Annotated in this window: 23 protein-coding genes; 13 read left to right on the forward strand and 10 right to left on the reverse strand. The window is 33.9% G+C overall.

Going from position 1 to position 21,713, the window contains the following annotated elements; all coding sequences use genetic code 11:
- Nucleotides 1-2 precede the first annotated feature (2 nt).
- The 4 genes from U6A24_RS03795 to U6A24_RS03810 all read right to left on the reverse strand — a co-directional run bounded on the left by U6A24_RS03795 (nucleotide 3) and on the right by U6A24_RS03810 (nucleotide 4,204).
- On the reverse strand, nucleotides 3-1,313 hold the full coding sequence (locus U6A24_RS03795; RefSeq protein WP_324178609.1) for an ABC transporter permease: 1,311 nt from the start codon (nucleotides 1,311-1,313) through the stop codon (nucleotides 3-5).
- On the reverse strand, nucleotides 1,306-2,235 hold the full coding sequence (locus U6A24_RS03800) for an ABC transporter ATP-binding protein (RefSeq protein ID WP_324178610.1): 930 nt from the start codon (nucleotides 2,233-2,235) through the stop codon (nucleotides 1,306-1,308). Before U6A24_RS03800 ends, U6A24_RS03795 begins: the two co-directional genes overlap by 8 nt.
- Before the next feature lie 304 nt (nucleotides 2,236-2,539).
- Nucleotides 2,540-3,646 (reverse strand): molecular chaperone DnaJ, encoded by a 1,107-nt coding sequence (gene dnaJ, locus U6A24_RS03805; protein WP_324178611.1) that lies wholly within the window; start codon nucleotides 3,644-3,646, stop codon nucleotides 2,540-2,542.
- Between the two features lie 6 nt (nucleotides 3,647-3,652).
- On the reverse strand, nucleotides 3,653-4,204 hold the full coding sequence (locus tag U6A24_RS03810) for a nucleotide exchange factor GrpE (RefSeq protein WP_324178612.1): 552 nt from the start codon (nucleotides 4,202-4,204) through the stop codon (nucleotides 3,653-3,655).
- A 158-nt stretch (nucleotides 4,205-4,362) separates the two neighbouring features.
- On the opposite strand from U6A24_RS03810, the gene U6A24_RS03815 reads away from it, so the two are divergent.
- On the forward strand, nucleotides 4,363-5,034 hold the full coding sequence (locus tag U6A24_RS03815; RefSeq protein ID WP_324178613.1) for a YceI family protein: 672 nt from the start codon (nucleotides 4,363-4,365) through the stop codon (nucleotides 5,032-5,034).
- A 49-nt stretch (nucleotides 5,035-5,083) separates the two neighbouring features.
- On the opposite strand, the gene U6A24_RS03820 is transcribed toward U6A24_RS03815, so the two are convergent.
- The 3 genes from U6A24_RS03820 to U6A24_RS03830 form a co-directional block, all read right to left on the reverse strand.
- Nucleotides 5,084-5,992 carry a TIGR01777 family oxidoreductase gene (locus tag U6A24_RS03820; RefSeq protein ID WP_324178614.1) on the reverse strand — a complete coding sequence of 303 codons (909 nt, stop codon included), beginning with the start codon at nucleotides 5,990-5,992 and terminating at the stop codon, nucleotides 5,084-5,086.
- 99 nt (nucleotides 5,993-6,091) lie between these two features.
- Entirely contained in the window at nucleotides 6,092-6,778 is a 687-nt protein-coding gene (mnmD, locus tag U6A24_RS03825; RefSeq protein ID WP_324178615.1) for a tRNA (5-methylaminomethyl-2-thiouridine)(34)-methyltransferase MnmD, read from the reverse strand.
- Nucleotides 6,778-7,281, reverse strand: a complete 504-nt coding sequence (locus U6A24_RS03830; protein WP_324178616.1) for a DUF4920 domain-containing protein — start codon at nucleotides 7,279-7,281, stop codon at nucleotides 6,778-6,780. The genes mnmD and U6A24_RS03830 overlap by 1 nt, the downstream gene beginning before the upstream one ends.
- Before the next feature lie 182 nt (nucleotides 7,282-7,463).
- Between U6A24_RS03830 and U6A24_RS03835 the strand changes: the two genes are divergently transcribed.
- Entirely contained in the window at nucleotides 7,464-8,531 is a 1,068-nt protein-coding gene (locus tag U6A24_RS03835; protein WP_324178617.1) for a branched-chain amino acid aminotransferase, read from the forward strand.
- 72 nt (nucleotides 8,532-8,603) lie between these two features.
- Here the strand turns inward: U6A24_RS03835 and U6A24_RS03840 are convergent, their stop codons facing one another.
- On the reverse strand, nucleotides 8,604-8,990 hold the full coding sequence (locus tag U6A24_RS03840; protein ID WP_324178618.1) for a nucleoside triphosphate pyrophosphohydrolase family protein: 387 nt from the start codon (nucleotides 8,988-8,990) through the stop codon (nucleotides 8,604-8,606).
- A 44-nt stretch (nucleotides 8,991-9,034) separates the two neighbouring features.
- Here U6A24_RS03840 and U6A24_RS03845 point away from each other — a divergent pair, with 44 nt between their 5' ends.
- From U6A24_RS03845 to U6A24_RS03875, 7 genes are all read left to right on the forward strand, one after another.
- Nucleotides 9,035-9,226 carry a hypothetical protein gene (locus U6A24_RS03845; RefSeq protein ID WP_324178619.1) on the forward strand — a complete coding sequence of 64 codons (192 nt, stop codon included), beginning with the start codon at nucleotides 9,035-9,037 and terminating at the stop codon, nucleotides 9,224-9,226.
- Between the two features lie 188 nt (nucleotides 9,227-9,414).
- Entirely contained in the window at nucleotides 9,415-9,939 is a 525-nt protein-coding gene (locus U6A24_RS03850; protein WP_324178620.1) for a hypothetical protein, read from the forward strand.
- A gap of 107 nt (nucleotides 9,940-10,046) precedes the next feature.
- Complete coding sequence (locus U6A24_RS03855; RefSeq protein ID WP_324178621.1) at nucleotides 10,047-10,568, forward strand: hypothetical protein; 522 nt, start codon at nucleotides 10,047-10,049, stop codon at nucleotides 10,566-10,568.
- A gap of 94 nt (nucleotides 10,569-10,662) precedes the next feature.
- Entirely contained in the window at nucleotides 10,663-12,582 is a 1,920-nt protein-coding gene (locus U6A24_RS03860; protein ID WP_324178622.1) for an ATP-binding protein, read from the forward strand.
- Nucleotides 12,579-13,205, forward strand: coding sequence for a response regulator transcription factor (locus tag U6A24_RS03865; RefSeq protein WP_324178623.1), 627 nt, complete (start codon nucleotides 12,579-12,581; stop codon nucleotides 13,203-13,205). The genes U6A24_RS03860 and U6A24_RS03865 overlap by 4 nt, the downstream gene beginning before the upstream one ends.
- A 560-nt stretch (nucleotides 13,206-13,765) precedes the next feature.
- On the forward strand, nucleotides 13,766-14,956 hold the full coding sequence (locus U6A24_RS03870; protein ID WP_324178624.1) for a hypothetical protein: 1,191 nt from the start codon (nucleotides 13,766-13,768) through the stop codon (nucleotides 14,954-14,956).
- A gap of 205 nt (nucleotides 14,957-15,161) precedes the next feature.
- Nucleotides 15,162-15,455 (forward strand): hypothetical protein, encoded by a 294-nt coding sequence (locus U6A24_RS03875; protein WP_324178625.1) that lies wholly within the window; start codon nucleotides 15,162-15,164, stop codon nucleotides 15,453-15,455.
- A gap of 169 nt (nucleotides 15,456-15,624) precedes the next feature.
- Here the strand turns inward: U6A24_RS03875 and U6A24_RS03880 are convergent, their stop codons facing one another.
- Nucleotides 15,625-17,670: a dipeptidyl-peptidase 3 family protein gene (locus tag U6A24_RS03880; protein WP_324178626.1), complete on the reverse strand. Its 2,046-nt coding sequence runs from the start codon at nucleotides 17,668-17,670 to the stop codon at nucleotides 15,625-15,627.
- Between the two features lie 92 nt (nucleotides 17,671-17,762).
- Here U6A24_RS03880 and U6A24_RS03885 point away from each other — a divergent pair, with 92 nt between their 5' ends.
- The 4 genes from U6A24_RS03885 to U6A24_RS03900 all read left to right on the forward strand — a co-directional run bounded on the left by U6A24_RS03885 (nucleotide 17,763) and on the right by U6A24_RS03900 (nucleotide 20,976).
- Nucleotides 17,763-18,797: an SRPBCC family protein gene (locus U6A24_RS03885; protein WP_324178627.1), complete on the forward strand. Its 1,035-nt coding sequence runs from the start codon at nucleotides 17,763-17,765 to the stop codon at nucleotides 18,795-18,797.
- Between the two features lie 57 nt (nucleotides 18,798-18,854).
- Nucleotides 18,855-19,220, forward strand: coding sequence for a fluoride efflux transporter CrcB (gene crcB, locus U6A24_RS03890; protein ID WP_324178628.1), 366 nt, complete (start codon nucleotides 18,855-18,857; stop codon nucleotides 19,218-19,220).
- 31 nt (nucleotides 19,221-19,251) lie between these two features.
- On the forward strand, nucleotides 19,252-19,590 hold the full coding sequence (locus U6A24_RS03895; protein ID WP_324178629.1) for a P-II family nitrogen regulator: 339 nt from the start codon (nucleotides 19,252-19,254) through the stop codon (nucleotides 19,588-19,590).
- 252 nt (nucleotides 19,591-19,842) lie between these two features.
- Complete coding sequence (locus tag U6A24_RS03900; protein ID WP_324178630.1) at nucleotides 19,843-20,976, forward strand: porin; 1,134 nt, start codon at nucleotides 19,843-19,845, stop codon at nucleotides 20,974-20,976.
- Between the two features lie 64 nt (nucleotides 20,977-21,040).
- On the opposite strand, the gene U6A24_RS03905 is transcribed toward U6A24_RS03900, so the two are convergent.
- Nucleotides 21,041-21,655: a DUF1684 domain-containing protein gene (locus tag U6A24_RS03905; RefSeq protein ID WP_324178631.1), complete on the reverse strand. Its 615-nt coding sequence runs from the start codon at nucleotides 21,653-21,655 to the stop codon at nucleotides 21,041-21,043.
- Between the last annotated feature and the right edge of the window lie 58 nt (nucleotides 21,656-21,713).

Below are 21,713 nucleotides of genomic sequence, written 5' to 3' on the forward strand. Positions count from 1 at the left end.
TTTTAGTACTTTAACCATTTGAACAATTCCTTATAACTTGGTTTTTTTCCATACATAAGTATCCCCACTCTATATATTTTACCTGCTAACCAAATCATAAATATAATACTTCCTACCAACAAGAGAATTGATATTACCACTTCCCACCAGGGTACTCCAAAAGGTATACGCATTAACATCACAATTGGCGAGGTCAAAGGTATCATTGAAAAAACTGTGGATATTGTACCATGTGGATTTTCGATAACCGAAAAGAACCCTACGTAAATCCCCAGCATTAAAGGCAAAATTATTGGCAGCATGAATTGTTGAGAATCGGTCTCGCTATCTACGGCAGCCCCTATGGCCGCATAAATTGAACTATACAAAAAGTACCCTCCTATAAAATAAATCAAAAAAGAAATGACCAGGGTTCCTAATGGGAGCTTATTTACTTCAATAAACAACTCTGCAACATTGGCCATTGTTCCGCCTTGAGTTTCTTCTACCAATCTTACAGCCTCTTCCATATTGTTATGGTCCATATCAATATTAAAGAACATAGAACCTACTATCATTAAAACTCCTCCTAAAACCACCCAAATAACAAATTGAGTAATCCCGGCAAATGAAGTACCTAAAATCTTGCCCATCATAAGTTGAATAGGCTTTACTGAAGAAATAATAATCTCAATAATTCGGTTTGACTTCTCCTCTATTACTGATCGCATTACCATATTACCATAAATAATGATAAACATCATTAAAAAATATCCCGCTGCTCCACCAAAAAACATTTTTATGTAATTGGCCATTTTTGAGGTTTTCTCTCCAGAAAAATTTTCTATCTGTATGCTTACTTTGGCCTTAGAATTTTCGATTACATTAAGGTCAAGTCCTTTTTCTTCAAAGTTTTGATTGGTAAGCTTACTGGCAATTATATCTTCAATATTGTTTAGGATAGAAATATTTGGTGCCTCATCTGCATAAAACTGTATGGATTCTGCCAATGCTCTATTAGACTGTTTTTTTGGAATGTACAATAACCCGTATAATTTTTTAGTAACCACAGAATCTTTGGCTTTATCCAAGGTCAAACTACTATAATCGATATAATCGATGTTATCAGAATCGGTAAAGTCGGATACAAAGTTGCCTGTTTCATCAAAAAAGGCAACTTGTCGCACCTCGTCATTATTCAATGTAGCCAGCCAGGTAATCAACGCTATCATTCCAACAAAGATCAACGGACTTAAGAAAGTCATCACCACAAATGTTTTATTGCGCACGCGAGCAATAAATTCTCTTTTGATAATTAATTTCAGGTTACTCATTTTCTGTGATGGTTTTAATAAATATCTCGTTGATACTTGGTATTACTTCATTAAATCTTACTACTTCAGCCTTTTCTGAAAGATAAGCAAGTAACTGATTTGATGAAGTATTTTGATCCAATGTTATTTTTAGTTTCAATTGTTCGTCGATAGTTCTAAAATCTGCAGGAACAACATCAAATTTATCGTTTAATGTATCATACAAACCATTTGTATTATTGGTTAACAATCCCACTTCAAAAGTATTTGATTTAAACTCTCTTTTAACATCTGAAACTTTACCTTCAAGAATTTTCCTAGACTTATTAATAAGAGCAATGTGGTCACACAATTCTTCTACACTCTCCATACGATGCGTAGAGAAAATAACGGTCGCTCCTTCATCTCTTAATTGTAATATCTCATCTTTGATAACATTGGCATTTATGGGATCGAAACCACTAAAAGGTTCATCAAATATCAAAAGTTTTGGCCTATGAAGCACAGTAACGATAAATTGCACTTTTTGGGCCATCCCTTTGGAGAGTTCTTGTATCTTCTTATCCCACCAGTGTGTAATTTCGAACTTATCAAACCAATATTTTAATCGTTCTTTGGCTTCTTTTTTACTTAACCCTTTTAGTTGAGCTAAATATAAAGCTTGCTCGCCAACTTTCATTGATTTATACAAACCTCGTTCCTCGGGTAAATATCCAATATCTTTGATGTGTTGTGGTTTCAGTAATTCGTTATCGAGATAAACACTTCCTTCATCGGGTAAGGTTATCTGATTAATGATCCTGATTAGAGTAGTCTTACCGGCACCATTGGGGCCTAATAATCCGAAAATACTTCCCTTGGGCACCTGGATAGATACTCCTTGCAAAGCAGTAAAGGCTCCAAATCGTTTTGTGGCTTGTTTTACCTCTAAAAGATTAGCCATATATAGAAATAATAAATGTGGTTATTAATGATATTAAGCCTGAATGATACAAAAACTTAAATACTTATACTAATTAATATTGAAAATTGATAGTTCTTATTAATAATATTCTGAAAACTATTATGTTGTCGTTGTATAAAACAAAACCCACCCTAAATACGAATATTAAGGATGGGAAAAAAATTGCTATGAAAAAGAAAAATTATCACTAAATGTGTTAGTGATGTTTCAAATATACGAATTTTTCCTAATCAAACGTTAATAATATGTAAGGATTCCCGATACGTAAAACCCTTAGTTTTATTTACGAAAACATATCTTTTACTTTTTCAAAAAATGATTTCTCTCCACTATCGGGATTAGGTCGAAAATGATCATCTTTAGACATTTTTTCAAAGAATTCGCGTTGCTCTTTATTTAAGGTTTTTGGGGTCCACACGTTTACATGTACCAAAAGATCCCCTTTTCCATAACCATTAAGACTAGGAATACCTTTACCCCTTAATCTTAATATTTTACCACTTTGTACACCTTCTTCAATCTTGATTCGTACTTTCCCAGAAACGGTATCTATTTCTCTTGATGCTCCTAATGCCGCCTCGGAAAAGCTTATATAGAGGTCATAATGCAGGTTATTCCCTTCTCTTTGAAGCTCTGGATGGTCTATTTCTTCAATAGCTACCAAAAGGTCACCAGCAATACCATTACCTGGTGCTTCATTTCCTTTTCCGGTAACTTTAAGCTGCATACCATCTTCTACACCGGCTGGAATTTTAATACTTACGGTCTCTTCAGATACTTTTAACCCTTGAGCATCGGCATCCGAAGGTCTATGGTCGATTGATTGACCACTCCCACCACAGGTAGAACATGTTGTAGCCGTTTGCATTCTTCCCAAAATTGTATTGGTAATTCGAGTAACCTGCCCTGTACCATTACACGTTGTACAAGTTTTATACGTAGTTCCCGGCGCTTGTATTTTACGCTTTACCTTAATCTTTTTCTCTACACCATTAGCGATCTCTTCTAAAGTAAGTTTTACGCGAATACGAAGATTACTACCTTTTACACGACGTTGTCTTCCGCCGCCGCCAAAGCCGCCAAAACCACCAAAACCACCGCCAAAGATATCTCCAAACTGGCTAAATATGTCGTCCATATTCATACCACCGCCACCAAAGCCACCACCTTCAAATGCCTGATGACCAAATTGGTCGTAACGGGCTTTCTTATCCGGATCACTTAAAACTTCATAAGCTTCTGCAGCTTTTTTAAACTTTTCTTCGGCAGTTTTATCACCTGGATTCTTATCAGGATGGTATTCAATCGCTTTTTTACGATAAGCCTTTTTAATCTCGGCCTCACTAGCGTTCTTACTCACTCCTAATATATCATAAAAATCTTCCTTCATGGCTAATTATTGTCCGGTTACAACTTTAGGAAAACGAATAACTTTATCTCCTAGTTTATAACCCTTTTCTATAACGTCTACAATTTTTCCTTTTAAATCTTCTGTTGGCGCAGGGATCTGAGTTATTGCTTCGTGATCGTCTGCATTAAAAGCATCTCCTGCAGCGACTTCAACTTCAACCAAACCTTTACCTTTTAAAGTCTCTTTTAATTTATTGTGAATCAATTCTACACCTTTTATAAGATCTTTATCTTCTGATTTTTCAATTTCTTTGGATGCACGATCAAAATCATCCAAAACAGGAAGCATTGATTGTATAACATCCTGGCTCGCTGTTTTAAACAACTCTAAACGCTCTTTGGAAGTACGTTTTTTATAATTTTCAAACTCTGCAAAAAGTCTTAAAAACTTGTCCTTCTCTTTTTCAAGCTCTTCTTTAAGTTTTGTTTCTACGTCTACTTCTTCTTTTTCCTCTTTCTCTGTATTTTCAACAGGAGTATCAAGTACTTCTTCTACTTGATCCTTTACATCTTCAGTATTTTTATTTTTCTTACTCATGTAACTCGTACCTTTTATAAGTTTTGATTTTGAAGTAGCAAAAGTACTGCCATTTTTGAATTAATGTCATAATGTCACAGGAATATTTTAGTATATCTTTAAGACTGTTTCTTTTTCAAAAAAATAATTTTGACGTTTTTAACTACAAAACATGTTTTATGAAAATTAAATTTATTGGAACGTTAGTGTTAATGTCACTCATAATTAGTTCTGTATCTTGTAAAGGAGAGAAAAAAAATGAAACTGAAGCCAATACAGCGGAAGAAGTTAAAGAAGCTCCCGTTACTGCTATCGTTTATAATGTAGACACTACATCCAGTATCATTGAATGGGTTGGTAAAAAACCTACCGAAAATCATACCGGAACCTTAAAAATAGCTAATGGGTCTGTTACTGCAAAAGATGGAAAAATTGAAAGTGGGTCTTTTACTATTGATATGAATTCTATTACGGTTACCGATCTAGAAGGCAAGGGTAAAACAAATTTGGAAAACCACCTAAAGGGTTCTAAAAAAGAAAATGAAGATCACTTTTTTAATGTCAAACAATTTCCTACAGCATCTTTTGAAATGACCGGAATTTCTGAAAAAGAAGGAAAAACCTATCTAGAAGGAAACCTAACTATTAAAGGAATTACTAAAAATATTTCTTTTCCTGCTACTACTTCTGTAGAAGGTGATGATGTAAAACTTACAACAGAGGTTTTCACGATTAATAGAACGAACTGGAACGTAAACTACGCCTCAAAATCTATATTTGAGGATCTTGGTGAAAAGTTTATCAGCGATGATATCGAATTAAAAATTGAAGTAAAAGCGACTAAAGCTTAATATCTTCATTATATAACTACCAAAGTCCGGTAAAATTACCGGACTTTTTTTATGCTTCGATAAGATTGGCGATAGCCAATTCTATATTGTCATATTCAAACTTGAATCCAGATTCTGAAATTCTGCCACTACAAACTCTTTGACTCGAAAACAATAAGATATGCATCTCTCCCAAAACGAGTTTAAATATAAGCCTGGGTACACTTGGTAAGATTATTCTTTTGTTTACTCTTTTTGCAATTTTATAGGTAAGCTTTCGATTAGAAACCGCATTGGGTGCAACGGCATTAAAAACTCCAAAAAGTTCTTCTTGCATTACAAACATAAACATGCGCGCCAAATCTTCGACATGTATCCAGCTTTGCCATTGTTTTCCATTACCAAAAACAGCACCCAAACCATACTTAATTGGCTTTACAATTTTTGGAAACGCGCCTCCTTTATTAGATAAAACCAGGCCAATTCGCAGTATGCTAACTTCAATATCTAATGCTTTAAATTTTGAAGCAGCTTCTTCCCATTTTACAACTACTTCTCCCAAAAAACCAGTATCCTTTTCTGGAGAATCTTCCATGTAATAGTTTTGGAAAGAATCAGGATAAATACCAATAGCGCTTGCCGAGATAAAATGACGAACAGAGTGCTCAATACTCTCCAATGACTCCATTATTAGTCTTATTGTATTAACTCTGCTATCCAGTATTTCTTTCTTATAAGAAGTTGTCCATAGTTTTGCAATTGAGGAACCAACTAAGTTAATAATTACCTCAACATCTCTAAAACACTCTGTGTCTATATCTGCCGATGAAGGGTTCCAGTAGTATCCTTTATAATTTGGTAAGTCTTTTAATTTATTTTTATTAGTGGTAAGGTAATTTACATCAATATTGGATTGATGGCACAATTTTACGATTTCCTGGCCAATCAAACCTGTCGCACCAGTCACTAGAACCTTCATTTTTTTTGAGTTTTGAGCAAAATACTATCTCAATACAATAAAACCTATTTCTTTATTATAGGTTTAACAAACGTTTATTATAACTATCCTAGCGAATACTTACACTTTGGTTGCACGAAGCATTTCACGTTTTCCAGGAGGTCCCGGAAGTCGTTCTACTTCAAAGCCTACCTCCTGCATGGCCCTTCTTACACTCCCTTTGGCAGAGTACGTTACCAAAACTCCTTTTAATTTTAAAGCGCTATGCATTTTTAGGAAAATCTCTGCAGTCCAAAGATCTGGCTGTACTCTGGCTCCAAACGCATCAAAGTATATGAGATCAAAACAATTCTCATCATTTATATCTGAAAAAAACTGCTTTCTCTTGGTTAACAAAAAATCTTGAGAAATTGCTTCAGGGTTTTCCCATAAAGTTTGATGCATCCGTTCAAAAACAGGTTTGTTGCCAGATATCCCAAGTTTTTCGGGATAGTTCATCAGTATTGCTTCTTCAAAAGCTACGGGATATGCTTCTACCCCAATATATTCAATATTTTGAACTCTTTTTTTTGCCTCCAAAAAAGTAATAAATGCATTTAGACCCGTCCCAAATCCGATTTCGAGAATACATAAAGGATTAAACTTCCTTTTGTTCAAAACATGTCGAAATCCACTTTCTATAAAAACATGCAGCGCTTCATTAATTGCCCCATGCTTCGAATGATAATGCTCATTCAATTCTGGTAAATGGATAGTAGTAGATCCATCTGCCGTGGTAATGATTTCGCGTTTTACTTTCTTTTGCATTAATTCTTTATCAAAACCCCATCTGCAATAAAGGAGTAAGTTTTCTTTGGTCTTGTGATAGCCGCTATTTCTTCTTGAGACTTTCCTGCATCACTTGCAAAATGACGTTGATCTTCTACGGACATCTCACTTACGAAAGCTCTACCTTGCACAATTACCGTATCATTTTCAATATCTTTAGGCACAAAAAAACCATAATCCTTAAACTTGACCATTGTTTCCTCATTATCCCTCAAAGCCATTCTCATCCAACAACCTTTTGCCTTACAAACACTATTTACCGTGCTTGTAAAAGCAATAGCAACTGTATCTCCGATTTCCAAAGTATTGTATTCTTCAGATATAGCTTTTTCATTATAAATATTTTCAGAAGAGACTTTTTTTCCAAATCCTTCATAATTTTCTAAGGAAATATCATCAACTGAAAATGAATCTTGTTTTTTATCGCCACAGCTAGCAATTATTAATAACAATCCTGCAAAGAAAGGCATGTTTTTTTTCATTATTTCATAAATATTAATCGTGAAGGCCAAAATTACGCATTTTAAGAATTCTTATTTTATAAGAAAAGGGTATTTTTGTTAAGAATTTCAAAGGGAAGTTAGTTTTGTACATTTTTTAGGACCAAACTATTGAAATATTGGTTTAAAGACCGACTAAATCCCACCTTTAAAATATGACTAGAATGAAAAACACAATCACGCAGCAGTTGGAAATCACAAAGGTTAGTGAATCAAAAATCGGACAAGTAGATTTTGAAAATCTAAATTTTGGAAAAATATTTACCGATCATATGTTTGTCTGTGACTTTGCAGATGGAGCATGGCAGACACCAAAGATTATTCCTTATGGCCCATTGACTCTGGATCCTTCAGCGCGAGTTTTTCACTATGGACAAGCTGTTTTTGAAGGTATGAAAGCCTACAAAGATGATAATGGCGATACTTTCTTATTTAGACCTGATGAAAATTTTAATCGTATTAATAAGTCTTCAGAACGTTTGGCTATCCCCGAATTTCCTGAAGAATATTTCTTTGAGGGATTAAATACATTATTGAAATTGGACAATGAATGGATAAAACCTGGTTTTGGAAATTCATTATATATACGCCCCTTTGTAATTGCTACGCAAGCTAGTGTTTCAGCTTCTGAGGCAGATGAGTATAAATTTTTGATTATTTGCTCGCCAGCACAATCTTATTATAGTGGAGAAGTAAGTGTACTGGTTGAAGAAAAGTACAGTCGTTCTGCCGATGGTGGTTTTGGATATGCCAAGGCCGCAGGTAACTATGCCGGGCAGTTTTACCCTACAAAACTGGCCAAAGAGAAAGGGTATCAACAAGTTATTTGGACAGATGCCAATACTCATGAGTATCTTGAAGAAGCCGGTACAATGAATGTCTTTTTTAGAGTAAATGACACCTTACTTACGGCCCCCGTGAGTGATCGAATTTTGGATGGAGTTACTCGTAAAAGCTTGATTGCCCTGGCAGAAAAAAGTGGAATAAAGGTCGATGTAAGACCGGTGAAAGTGAACGAAATCGTAGCTGCCGCCAAAAATGGTAGCCTAAAAGAAATTTTTGGAGCCGGAACTGCAGCTGTAGTGAGCCCTGTAAAGGCGTTTGGATATAAAGGGGAGCATTATGAGATTGAAAAACAGGAAAACTCGTATGCCACTCACTTCAAAAAAGCATTAATGGATATACAGTATAACAAAGCCGATGATCCTTTTGGCTGGAGATATAAGGTTTAATTTTTGAATTGCGAATTCTGAATTACAAATCTTTCAAATAAAAAAACTCCCAATATATGGGAGTTTTTTTATCTACCTATCTAAGATCTCTTTAATATTTGGTTTAAAGTAATTTGGACCTTTAAGCACCTTACCATCTTCACGGTATATTGGCTGGCCATTTTCTCCCAACTTACTCATATTACTACGTTGAATCTCATTAAAAACTTCTTCTATTTTATGCTGCATCCCATGCTCGATGATCGTGCCACATAAGATATAAAGCATATCCCCCAAAGCATCTGCTACTTCAACTAAATCATTACTTTGAGCAGCCTCTAGATATTCTTCATTTTCTTCTCGCATTAACTTATAACGCAGTAGGTTTTTTGATTCACCCAGATCAGCAACAGGTTCATTTTTGTATCCTATTTTAAAGGCTGTATGAAATTCTTGTACAGCAGCAATTTTATCCTTCATCAGTATGTTTTTATAGATTATCTTTGCGGTAAAAATAACAAAATATGTTTAGTCAAGGTCAGTTAATATTTGCCATTTTTTTTGTCATTGCTTTTGTCATTTTAATGATCTTTAGCTATCGAAAAGATATCAAACTACACCGCAAATATTACAAAGGCAGCCTGTTTATTTTAATTGGATTTATTATCTTTATTTTATTGTTGTTTGCGTTAAAGACGTATCTACAACCTGAGTAGACACTATCACCCCTAGTTTTTTATCATTAAAGTGTGTTAAAATCAAAACTTATAAAGTTTTGGTAATGACTTAACTGTATTTCTTTACTTTTTAGGTACTAAAGAGTATATATTCTTCAACTTGGTATAAAAAAGTAAAATACATATTGAATCTGTAATCACTAAATAACTACAAATACATTACAACCATGAACCCTCCTTTTCATTTTTATCCAAGACCTAATGTTGCTATAGCTATCCCTGTAAAAACATGGTGGCCAAAGATATTTAGAAATAGAACACATTATGTTGCTTTACCACTTAATACCACCGATGACTATTTGAAAATTCAGGTAATGCCAAATCTAAGGATCAGTAACAACATACTTCATCTAGATTTTAGAGTAAAATTTAATGAATATCCAGAAGGCAAAAAACCAAAGTTGGAATTTTTACAGTATGTCTGTTTAAAAATTACTCATATTCCACGTAACCTTAGCCTGGTTCAATTAAAAATTTCAAAAGTTGAAGAAAAAGAAGTTTTTGAGCCTGATCATTTTACTGAATTAAAACTAGATCCGTTTTTTAATCACAAAAAATATGATGCTCATTTTAAATATATAAAGGAAAATAAACCTTTGGAAGTTATTGAAACTCGTCAAGGTATTGTGGGATTTAACGAGAATGATAAGACTCCAAGAGATTTTGATAGCTGTACAATTCCTCCAAAGTAGTATATAAGCTATAAACCTTTATAAAAAATACCCCGTATCGGGTATGGTATAACCATAATTTTTTAATGAGTTTTGGGTTGACTAAATAACCTAAAAACATTACAATTATGAAACTTCCATTTCACTTTTACCCAAACGACAAAGTTGCTTTTACCCTGCCGATAGAGCCTTCAGAGAAAGGTGTTTTACAAATAGTAATTCCTATCAAAACTTCTGCAATAGGATTTGATATAGACTCAATTGATCCAACTTTATACCTGAGCGATGATATTTTACATTTATTATTTAATTTATCCTATCATCATGATGGTCCCGATCAAGAAGTAAACTACTATAAATTTATACACCTTAAAATATCCAATATTCCATCATCTGTAGATATGTTACAGTTAAAAGCAGAAAGTAGGCATAAAATCCCTGGCGGTTATCCTCAATTAAGATTTTTGGATTTTATCCACCCGACAGTAATGAATGCGCATTATAAGTACGTTGATAGGAATAGCGATTTAGAATTAGTGGAAATTTTTGAATCATTTCAAAGTGTAGGAGACGAAGAAGCTTTCATTCTTACCAACGCATCAAACAACCAAGCGTTCGACAGCTGCACAATTCCTCCCGGAGGAAATTAACAAGTAGTTACTAAGTACCAATAAAAATACCCTTAAAAGGGTATTTTTTTTTATCTTTAATTACCCCACTTTGCATACTAATTAATTCATGCTGATGCGAATCCTACTTGTAATAGTACTAACCTTTTGTTTAGCGCCAATTTTTTTTTCCTTTGCCCAGGAAGAGGGTAACCTGCTTTATAAGGCAGAAAAACTATTTATACATAAATCATACTCAAAAGCAAAGCAATTAATAACCCGCATGTATTTGAGTGATTCATCTAATATAGATTATCCAATTTTTCTTGGTAAGATATATGCTCACGAATTCAAAAAAGATTCTAGCATGTATTGGCTGGACAAAGCAGAAAAATTAGTGACCGAGAACACATATTCTAACCAACTATTTCAATATAACCTGTGGAGAGGATATAATTATGAGGTAAACAAAAACTTCGATAAGGCATTAGAAGCATATTTTGTTGCCAAAAAACAGATAGCAGACATAAATATAAAGAATCCATACTATATTAATTTTCTATATCAAAGAGTGTTATTAATCTACAGCGAAAACAATTATAAAGAGAAGGTTCAAAATTGGATTTATCTATATACCAAAATAAAGGATTCTTTGAATGATAATAGCTTCACCAACCGTTATCATAATACCTTGGGAAAACACTTCCATTACAAAAAGAAAGGAATATTGGCTCTTGAACAATTTAATAAAAGTATCGAATACTCGAAAAAACTTAGAGATAGCACAATGCTTAGTAATTCTTATTTTCATAAAGGAATTATCTATGCCGAATATCTTAAAACGCAAGATTCTGCAAGGCATTATTACTCCTTGGGAAAAGACGTATGTAATTGCAAAGAGAATAAACTATTTCAATCTACATATAAATATAATGTAGCTAGAACACATTTATATGAACAGGATTTTTTGATGGCAAAAAAGTGGTTATTTAATACGCTGAAAGACACCATTCCTTCCCGAAAATTGCATGTGAAAAACAATGTATATAGAGACCTATATGATGTATACAAATCTGTAAATCAAATTGACTCTGCTTTCTATTATTTAGAGTTACATAAAGCCTACAATGATAGCTTGAACATATTGGACAGGGAAAAGGCATTGGCAAAATTACAAACCCAATATGAAGTCACAGAACAAGAAAAGCGAATAGTACAACTGCTTAACACAAACCTAAAATCAGAAGCAAATAGAGTTCGTAACAAAAATTTCTTATTTGCATCTTTAATTCTATTATTGTTTGGATCGATTACCGCTTTCTTAATTAATAAAAGTACTAAACGAAAGCAGCGCATCGCCGAACAACAAAGGGAGATTGAAGTTCAAAAAACAGAAAAACTGCTCAAAGAGCAAGAGCTTACGGCTATTGATGCCATGATTGCTGGTCAAGAAAAAGAAAGACAACGATTAGCCAATGACTTACACGATAATTTGGGTAGTACTCTTGCCACTATAAAACTTCATTTCCAGCATTTAAAAAATAACTGGGATAACCCCAAAGGAGAAAATATTGAAGAACTATATACCCATACAGATGGGCTTTTGGACGAAGCTTATCAAAAAGTAAGAACTATGGCCCACGAAAAGAATAGTGGTGTTATGGCCAATCAGGGATTGCTGCCAGCAATAAAAAAGTTAGCCAAAAAAGTTTCTAGTGGTAAAGAATTACATATTGAAGTACAAGATTATGGCCTCGAAGAACGTCTGGACAATGCATTAGAAATTTCTATTTTTAGAATGATTCAAGAACTAATTACCAATACTATCAAACATGCCAATGCATCAGAAATACATATTTCGTTAACCAATCATGATTCCTTATTAAATATTATTATCGAAGATAATGGAAAGGGATTCAATGCAAAAATTCTACCTCAAAAAGAAGGAATGGGATTGGCGACAATAGAAAAACGGGTAGAACACCTCGAAGGAACTTTCGAAATTGATTCTACCAAGGGAAAAGGAACCAATATTATTATTAATATACCAATATGATAACAGTAGCTATTGCCGAAGATCATCAATCTCTAATAGACGGAGTAAATCTACTTCTTAAATATGAAGAAGAAATTAGTATCGTAGGTATGGCCAACGATGGCGAAGAATTATTAAAAATTGTAAGACTAAAGCAACCTAAAGTTGTTTTAATGGATATTAGAATGCCAAAAATTGATGGTATTGCTGCTACCAACATTATAAAAAAAGAATTACCATATACCAAAGTTATTGCCTTCTCTATGTTTGATCAGGAAGATGCTGTTAGACAAATGATAGATGCAGGAGCATCAGGATATCTATTAAAAAATTCACCTTTGGAAGAAGTACTTACCGCAATACATCAAGTAGTTCGAGGAGAAACCTATTTTGACGCTGCTTTGGATCCTTCTTTTTTTTCGAAAGACCGAAAGCAACAGGTCAAAAAACAAATTTTATCAAAAAGTGAACGGGAAATTTTAAAACTTATAGGTCAAGGAAAAACCTCTTCAGAAATTGCTGCCATACGTTTCAATTCTGTATCCACCATAGAAACACATCGCAAAAACATAATCCGAAAACTTGGCCTTCATGGAAAAGGTGAACTGTTACGTTATGCCATTGAGAAAAAATACGATTTTTAAAATGGAACCCGTGTTTGACAGACTTATAGTCATTGCTATATAGAATATGATTTCTCTTCTCCAACATAGTACAAATAAATCATGCCTCATAGCTATTGTATTGCATATATCCCTATCCTATAAGGCAAGTAACCCCTATTCAAAGGGGGTTATTACCGCCAAAAGGTAGTTCGAGCTGATACTTTGGTGATTTGAGTTGATAATGTACGCCATTCAATACCATAAAATGGTGCTTTGAGCCGATATTTTATAAGGTAAAAACGATACTTTGATATCTTTTTTTGATACCTAAAGAGGTGTCGATCCAAAAGAAGGTGGTTCGAACCACCTTTGTATCGCTTAGAACTACCTGCACGCAGCCTCGAAGTACCTTAATATGGGTTGATATTATGCTATTTAATGGTTAACAACATAATTATGACGCCTAAATCCATCTAGTTGATCCATAAAAATACCTGATTACCCTCAAAATAGAGGTTGAGAGTTATAAATACCCTATTGCGGGTATGTTTTTATGCATAATCGTGAGGTAGTTTTATTACATCTAAACAACTAGAGTTATGAAATTAAAAGCACTATTCACATCCTGTTTTCTAGTATTTAACTGTATATATGCGCAAAAAACTACTACAGAAGTCATTAATGACATTTTATTAAATCTAGAAGAATCAACAAATTATAATTCTCTTGAATTAAAGAATAAAAAGAAATACAAAAAACACCTATTCCTTCTTAGAGATCAGGAAGAAACAGAACAAAAATTTAACGGTAAAATTTTATTCGGATTAAATGGCCTGGAAGTAGATAACAACAATCTGTTTGTCATCAATACAGGAGTAACAATATCCCGAGGTACCTATCCTTTTCAATTCAAATTTAGCTCTAACATTCAAGCTCAAACTCAAAATGGATCTTTAAAAGAAACCGTTTCTAATCTAGGAATATCATTTGATTATAATGTTGACAAAGACATAAATAAAGAAACATATGTATTTGTCAAACGAACTAATAATTCATTTTTAGGAATAGATCAAAGATATGAAATTGGGGGTGGCTTTATTTTCAGTTCGTATTCCGGAAAAGAAAAAGAACCTTTACAAAAAAAGGGGTTAACAGATACAGGAGAAAAAATCCTTCGTCAATTAGAAGGTTTTAAAGATAACGAGTCTTTGGGAAAATGTGTAGATGAAGTTTGTAATATTAATGACGAAGACCCTATTGATTCTAAGTACTCTGAAATTTTAAATCAAAAAAAAGAAGATTTTATTAAAATTACCAGAAAAAAATATAGTCAAACACGCTTGTCCATCCTGTTAGGATTAAACTACGAATTAGAAAAAACCGAGGACAATCTCAAGTTATTCTATAAAGACTCGACTGTAATAGATAGCTTTCCCGCTACCAATAGATTTCGTATTGTGGTAAGACCAGGTTTCGAATGGCAGGGAAATAACTTTACTTTTGAGACTAAAGCTTATTTTAAATTTGGAGTATTTGGCGAATTAGAAAATGTGGTAAACGAAGGTTCTATTAGCGATGAAAGATTAGATTACTGGGCAGAATGGGAAAATTCGCTTAGTTTTAAATTCTCAAAAAAAATCACTTTAGGCATTAAATACTCTTATTTTTATGACAATGCTGCCAATAGAAAATTTATCAACACGTCTCAAAATGCAGAAAGTGATTTCAGAATTTTTTCTGCCGAGGACACATTTCAGGCTATAACTTTTAATTTTGAATATAAGTTATAAACTTCAAAGAATTGAGAATATAAAGCCCTTTCTTTTGGAAAGAGCTTTTTTAAATAACTACAATGGGTATGTTTTTGTGAATGATTGTTAGGTAATATTTCATCAGTATTCATCAAATAATAAAAGTCATGCCAAGAGTAAGATTAGAAATAGATGAAGTTTGTATCCATCGGCCAAAAAAAAGTGGAAACCATATTTTGTTATTATGGCAGATCATCTTACCGAGAATGACAAGATGATCGTTACTACATTACCTACACAGCCCTTTGAATTAAGTAGACGCCATAACAACAGCTTTCAGTTTGACACTGAAAGTATTGGATCTGAGGGTCTTTTTGTTTTAAGTCGGGAACTTCCAGAAAACAGAGAATTAAATGTTCATATACGACTTTATCATACTAGAAAATCTACCAGGGATTTAGGTGAAATTTTGAAAGACGTTGAAAATGGAGTAGCCGGAGATGCTTCTTTAGTTTATAGTTGGTCAATAGATGAGTAAAGTCTCCAGTTATTAATTGGCAGTACCAAAATTCATGAAAATTAAGATTCAAATAATTAATTTTACCTATGAAATAATAGTCTAATACATTATTCTTTAAGGCACAAAACCCCAAAGGTTTTGAAAACCTTTGGGGTTTATTTGGTTTTGTATAATTAACGTTTATTACTTAATTCACCTCAGGCAAGAAGTTGTATGTCTTGCTGTACTCTAACATTTGTGTTGCAAAATCTTTAGGTTGTGTAACCTTGATTTTGGTAATCTCGCCATTTTCATCCATCTCTGGCACTAATACTGGATTCACAAAACCACTATATGGAGCAGACGTGAATTGTTCATTACGTTTTAATATTTCAGCATGTAATGCTTGATCTACTTTTACTCCATAACCTTCTACCAAAGCTTCAGCGGCTTTATAATCTCCTTCAGATTTGATACGCTGTGTTTCGCGAAGTAATCTTCCAAAGATTTCTCTTAACTTTTTATAATCGTTTATATTATAATACGTTTTCCCTTCTCTAGTCACCTTTTCAATCACATTCTCTTTTGCACCTTGCTCAAAAGCCCAGGCACTTACCCATTGTCTGTTTCTCATATGGGCTTCTTCGACATCGTCACCAAGATTCAAACGAATTAATTGTGTCATTAATCCATTTCTGATATAACCATCATATGCAGCTTTACCCACTTTTTCCCAATCCTCTACTAAACCAAGTTCTTGAAGCTTTGGATCCATTAAATAATATAGTCCTACCAGATCAGCACGACCTTCTTCCATGGTAGAGGCATAATTCTTCAAAGTTTCTTTGGTCTCTCCTACTCCTGGATTTAATTGTCCAGAAGCATGTCCAACTACCTCGTGCAATGCGGTATGTAACTTATCACCTAATTGACCATATTTTTCTTCAAGCTCAAATTCTTCCTGATCATGAACGAATTCTTTTAAACGTCCTGATCCACCAGCATTATTGTATGCATTAATAATATTTCCCAGAGAAACCGATTTAGATCCTACGGCAGCTCTAATCCAATTTGCGTTGGGAAGATTAACCCCAATTGGTGTACTTGGTGATGCATCTCCAGCTTCTCCAGCCACAGTTACAACCTTATATGTAACACCTACAACATTCTTTTTCTTATGCTCTTCCATTAACGGAGAATTATCTTCAAACCATTGTGCATTCTCAGATAATACGGCCATCTTTTTTGACATATCAAAATCTTTGATCTGTACAATAGTCTCATAAGAACCTCTATACCCCAATGGATCATTATAAACTTCAATAAAACTGTTTATGTAATCTATATTGCCATCGGTAGCCGCTGTCCAAGCAACGTTATAATCGTCCCAGGTTTGTAAACTACCGGTTTTGTAATACTCGATAAGCAGTCCTAAAGCATCACCTTGCGCTTCATTTTCGGCAACTTCTTTTGCTTTCTCAAGCCATTTAATAATCTCATCAATTGCAGAACCATATAGTCCACCCGATTTATAAATACGCTCTTTTAGCTCTCCGTTTTCTTTAACCAATTGAGAATTTAAACCATAGGACAACGGTTTTTCTGGATTAGGAGATTTCATTTTTCCATAGAAAGACTCAACATCTGCATTGGTTACTCCAGGCCCATAAAAATTAACCGCCGATAAAGCTACATTGTCTATTCCTTTGGCCTGGTTTACTTTTTTGGCATCTGCATCATTAAAAATCACCTCGTAAACTTCTTTTGAAACCTCTGTACTTGTAGCTGCCAAAAGAGAACTGAAATAATCTTGACCAAACTCAGGTTTGATTTTATCATTACTGTAGTGATGGTGAATTCCGTTTGAAAACCAAACTCGCTTTACGTAAGTTTCAAAAGCTTTCCAGTCCTTCGAATTTTTGTCTCCGTCGTACGAAGTATAAATCTTTTCTAAAGCCTTGCGAATTGCAAGGTTATGTCGATAGTTCTGATCCCACATAATATCTCTTCCGCTTAAACCAGCTTGCGTAAGATAATACACAAGTTTTTGTTCTTTTAAGCTAAGATTATCCCAGCCTGGAATTTTATATCGCAAAATCTTCAAATCAGCAAACTGTTCTACAACATATTCAAACTTTTCTTCAGCAACAACCTGCTCTTGTTTATCTATCTGATCTTGAACTTTTGGATCTTTTTTACAAGCTATAACTGTAAAAGCAATAGCTATAAAAAATAATATTTTATTGAGTTTCATATTGAATAATTAATTGTTTCGGCAAATGTAATAAAATAATAGGACGCAAAAATTAGTTATATTAGCTGATCAAACAATCTAAACTAACTAACATGAAAATAATTAAGTATTTATTTTTTCTATTATTATTAGTGGTAATTGGAGGGGCTGTATATGTTGCAACAATCGATGGTGAATTTCAGGTAGAAGAAAGTAGGGTAATCGAGGCTCCAGACGAATTATTATTTAATACAATAAATGAATATAAAACTTGGGAAAAATGGGGGCCTTGGATGGACGAATCCGACGATTTAATTATGGAGTATGCTACCCAAACCAGTGGTGAAGGAGCTTCTTATAGCTGGAAAAGTGAAATCCAGGGTGATGGAAAAATGAAAACATTAAAAGCGGTACCCTTTGCCAGTATCGATCAAAAAATCACTTTTGTTACCCCAATGGGAGAGAGTAACAGCGATGTTTACTGGAAGTTTGAAAAAATCGAAGGAAAGAAAACAAAGGTTACCTGGGGAATGAAAGGGAAACAATCTTTTATGGAGAAGGCCTTTTGGGCAACACAGGACAGCACTGTTTCTCAAATGCTGAGACCTATGTATCAACGTGGTCTTGAAAAACTTGATAATTATACAAAAGAAGCCATGTCCAAATACACTATCAATGTAGATGGTGCCACAGAATACGGTGGAGGTTTTTATATGTATAGCGCAACTGCTTCATCTATAGCTGCGATTCCCGAAAAAATGGCTCAAATGTTACCGGCAGTTAATTCATATATGAGAGAAAACAACCTTCCGCAAACCGGAATGCCATTCACCATTTACAATAACTATAATGAAGAACAAGGTACTGCTATTTTCTCTTCTGCAATTCCTACAAGAGATAAAGTGGTCACTCCAAAAGACAGTGACATTCTTTGTGACTTCTTACCAAAACAAAAAGCTGTAAAGACTACTCTTAAAGGTGATTACATAAACCTAAAGGAAGCCTGGGAAGCTGGATATAAATACATTGCCGATAACGGGTTGGAAGCAGAAGAAAAATCTCCTGCGTTTGAAGTGTATCGCGTAGACCCAGGGTTACAACCTAATCCTGCAGAATGGGTTACAGAAATCTATATTCCAATTAAATAAAAAATTGATAAACTGCATTTTGACTCTCGTTGAAGTGCAGTTTTACTTTAATAAGTAATGAAGCAACTACTATTAGTATTTATAGGGGGAGGAACAGGAAGTATCGCTCGTTACCTTATCAGCAAATATCTTAATAGCGGTACAACAGGTATTCCGTACGGGACCTTTACTGCTAATGTGCTAGGGAGTCTTTTTATAGGAATCATTCTTGGGCTTGCGCTCAAAAACAATACCTTATCACAAAATACTGTAGTTTTTCTGGCCACCGGTTTTTGCGGAGGTTTTACTACATTCTCTACCTTTGCATATGAAAATCATGTGCTTTTAAAATCTGGTGATCTCATAAACTTTTTTATCTATACTATTGGATCATTTATAATTGGATTCCTTTTTGTATTTTTAGGTATGTTTATCTCAAAATAAACGCAGAAATACTAAATTACTTTATTCCAACATGAAAAAGATTGAAGCCATAATCCGAAAATCAAAATTTAAAGCAGTAAAAGATGCATTGCATGAGATCGAGGTGAATTTTTTCACGTATTGGGATGTTACAGGTGTTGGAAATGAGAAAAAAGGGCAAGTCTATAGAGGGATTTCATATAGCACTACCGATATACAAAGGAGATACTTATCTATAGTAGTATCTGATGAATTTGAAGAAAAAACTATCCAAACCATTATCGAAGCCGCCAAGACTGGCGAAGTTGGTGATGGAAAAGTCTTTGTTTCAGATATACAAAACACATTTCGAATTAGAACTGGAGAAAAAGACAAGGAAGCTCTTAACTAATTTTCAATTTACTCACTTATTTTTTATCATTTCAATTTTTTTTACTGTAGCGATAAGTTAAAAACTCTGCTACAACGACTTTTATATTCTCAAAATACTTCCTTATAAAAATAAAACCCTAATTTTTTTGGGGTAAAAAATCAAAAAAACATAAAAATTAAGCCATACACCCTATTTTATATTGGGGTAACATTCTTTTAACATAGTTTTACGGTACCAATTAAAAACAATTACAAATAATTAATGTTTATTATGAAAACAAAAACCGTAACAAATTTTCTTAAAAAAGCATGTCTTTTTGCTTTAGCTTTTGCAAGCTTTTCTATAGTAGCTCAGGAAGAAGAAGAAGAAAAAGAAAAAAATTGGTTCGACAACTTCTCTGTTAGTGGATCTGTAGATGGGTACTACAGATATAATATTGGAGCGCCCAATGACAATTCAGTAGCTCCGGGAACATCTTTTGCCAATGAAAGTGGTTTTGCACTTGGTATGGCAAATGTAATTTTAGGATATGAGGGAGACAAAGTTGGTTTTGTCGCAGACTTAGTTTTCGGACAAAGAGGAGAAGATGCAGTATTCAATTCTGATGATTCTGCTCAAATCGTAAATCAATTGTATGCCTACTGGAATGTTTCTGAAAAAGTAACATTAACTTTTGGAAACTTCAATACCTTTTTAGGGTACGAGGTCATTTCACCAACAGGTAACTTTAACTACTCTACGTCGTATATGTTCTCTTACGGACCTTTTTCTCATACTGGTTTAAAAGCCGATTTTGTGCTTAGCGAAAAATGGTCTGCCATGCTTGCCGTTATGAACCCTACAGATTATACCGAAAATAATCCGTTTGACACTTATATCGTTGGAGCTCAATTAGGATATTCTGCAGATAAAGGAAGCGCATATCTTAACTTTAGATATGGAAATGAAGGTGAACCAGGAGAGGTAGGTCCAACATTTCAGGCTGATTTAACCACTGGATGGGATGTTGCAGAAGATTTTTATCTTGGTATTAATGCAACCTACCTTTCCACAGAGCCTCAAGAAGATGGTGACGCTGCAGGGTTTTATGGTGTAGCTTTATACCCACAATACAAAACTTCAGAAAAATTTACTCTTGGATTAAGAGGAGAATACTTTGCTCAATATAATGGTGGTTTAGTAGTAATAGACGGTACCGATATATCTACTCCATTTGGTGTTGATACTGAAGGTGACGGAAGTGTTTTTGCCGCTACCCTTACAGGAAGCTATGATATTGGGGATTTGACTTTAAAGCCAGAATTAAGAGTTGATTCTGCATCTGAAGACTCCTTTACAGATAATGATGGTGAATTAACAAAAAGCTTATCATCTTTTGTACTAGGGGCAGTATACAAATTCTAATATATTTCGATCTAATATATTGTTAGTTTAAGGTAAAAACGTCTACCAAAAGGTAGGCGTTTTTTTATTCGTTATCGGGATACTTTTTATATTTTTTTACTCCAGCCACTATTTTAAAATCCAGATGATTTTCCTGGGGTGGTATGGGACAAGAATATCTATCATTGTAGGCACAATACGGGTTATATGCCGTATTAAAATCAATCAAAATCAAATCTCCTTCGGGTATTTTAAGATCAATAAAACGTCCTCCTGCGTAACTTTGCTCACCGTTGGTTAAATCTGTGAAAGGAAGAAACAAGTAATCCTCATATTCAGGTTGCGCCTTAAGCCCTTGATTTTGATATATGTTCAAAACAACATTCTTCTCATTCATTATAAAATGGGCTTCACCATACTTTACATATAAAGGTTCTCTGCCCGTAGTGGTTTTCATTATAAAAGGAGTTTCGTATGGCGTACGAACAAATTTTGCACGTATACAATATGAAGTGTCTATTTTGAAAAAATCCAATGTCTTAAACTGTTTTAAATCTTTAGGTAGTAATGGGGATTTTTCTTCAGAAGCAAATTCTTTATTCAAATCATCTTGAAACGTAAGTATTCTTCGAACATCAGAAGGATCCTGAGCCAGAAGATTTCCAAAGAAAAAAACAAAAACGAAAAATAATCTAAACACTCCCTTATTTTTTTGCAAAAGTACAATTTACAATGAGTTAACTATCGAATTTTAAAAA

The organism is Aquimarina gracilis (assembly GCF_035285365.1).
Taxonomy (GTDB): domain Bacteria; phylum Bacteroidota; class Bacteroidia; order Flavobacteriales; family Flavobacteriaceae; genus Aquimarina; species Aquimarina gracilis.

Coding starts and splice junctions, on each gene's coding strand:
- U6A24_RS03795 (WP_324178609.1), bottom strand. CDS start 1,313: ATGAGTAACCTGAAATTAATTATCAAAAGAGAATTTATTGCTCGCGTG.
- U6A24_RS03800 (WP_324178610.1), bottom strand. CDS start 2,235: ATGGCTAATCTTTTAGAGGTAAAACAAGCCACAAAACGATTTGGAGCC.
- dnaJ (WP_324178611.1), bottom strand. CDS start 3,646: ATGAAGGAAGATTTTTATGATATATTAGGAGTGAGTAAGAACGCTAGT.
- U6A24_RS03810 (WP_324178612.1), bottom strand. CDS start 4,204: ATGAGTAAGAAAAATAAAAATACTGAAGATGTAAAGGATCAAGTAGAA.
- U6A24_RS03815 (WP_324178613.1), top strand. CDS start 4,363: ATGAAAATTAAATTTATTGGAACGTTAGTGTTAATGTCACTCATAATT.
- U6A24_RS03820 (WP_324178614.1), bottom strand. CDS start 5,992: ATGAAGGTTCTAGTGACTGGTGCGACAGGTTTGATTGGCCAGGAAATC.
- mnmD (WP_324178615.1), bottom strand. CDS start 6,778: ATGCAAAAGAAAGTAAAACGCGAAATCATTACCACGGCAGATGGATCT.
- U6A24_RS03830 (WP_324178616.1), bottom strand. CDS start 7,281: ATGAAAAAAAACATGCCTTTCTTTGCAGGATTGTTATTAATAATTGCT.
- U6A24_RS03835 (WP_324178617.1), top strand. CDS start 7,464: ATGAAAAACACAATCACGCAGCAGTTGGAAATCACAAAGGTTAGTGAA.
- U6A24_RS03840 (WP_324178618.1), bottom strand. CDS start 8,990: ATGAAGGATAAAATTGCTGCTGTACAAGAATTTCATACAGCCTTTAAA.
- U6A24_RS03845 (WP_324178619.1), top strand. CDS start 9,035: ATGTTTAGTCAAGGTCAGTTAATATTTGCCATTTTTTTTGTCATTGCT.
- U6A24_RS03850 (WP_324178620.1), top strand. CDS start 9,415: ATGAACCCTCCTTTTCATTTTTATCCAAGACCTAATGTTGCTATAGCT.
- U6A24_RS03855 (WP_324178621.1), top strand. CDS start 10,047: ATGAAACTTCCATTTCACTTTTACCCAAACGACAAAGTTGCTTTTACC.
- U6A24_RS03860 (WP_324178622.1), top strand. CDS start 10,663: ATGCGAATCCTACTTGTAATAGTACTAACCTTTTGTTTAGCGCCAATT.
- U6A24_RS03865 (WP_324178623.1), top strand. CDS start 12,579: ATGATAACAGTAGCTATTGCCGAAGATCATCAATCTCTAATAGACGGA.
- U6A24_RS03870 (WP_324178624.1), top strand. CDS start 13,766: ATGAAATTAAAAGCACTATTCACATCCTGTTTTCTAGTATTTAACTGT.
- U6A24_RS03875 (WP_324178625.1), top strand. CDS start 15,162: ATGGCAGATCATCTTACCGAGAATGACAAGATGATCGTTACTACATTA.
- U6A24_RS03880 (WP_324178626.1), bottom strand. CDS start 17,670: ATGAAACTCAATAAAATATTATTTTTTATAGCTATTGCTTTTACAGTT.
- U6A24_RS03885 (WP_324178627.1), top strand. CDS start 17,763: ATGAAAATAATTAAGTATTTATTTTTTCTATTATTATTAGTGGTAATT.
- crcB (WP_324178628.1), top strand. CDS start 18,855: ATGAAGCAACTACTATTAGTATTTATAGGGGGAGGAACAGGAAGTATC.
- U6A24_RS03895 (WP_324178629.1), top strand. CDS start 19,252: ATGAAAAAGATTGAAGCCATAATCCGAAAATCAAAATTTAAAGCAGTA.
- U6A24_RS03900 (WP_324178630.1), top strand. CDS start 19,843: ATGAAAACAAAAACCGTAACAAATTTTCTTAAAAAAGCATGTCTTTTT.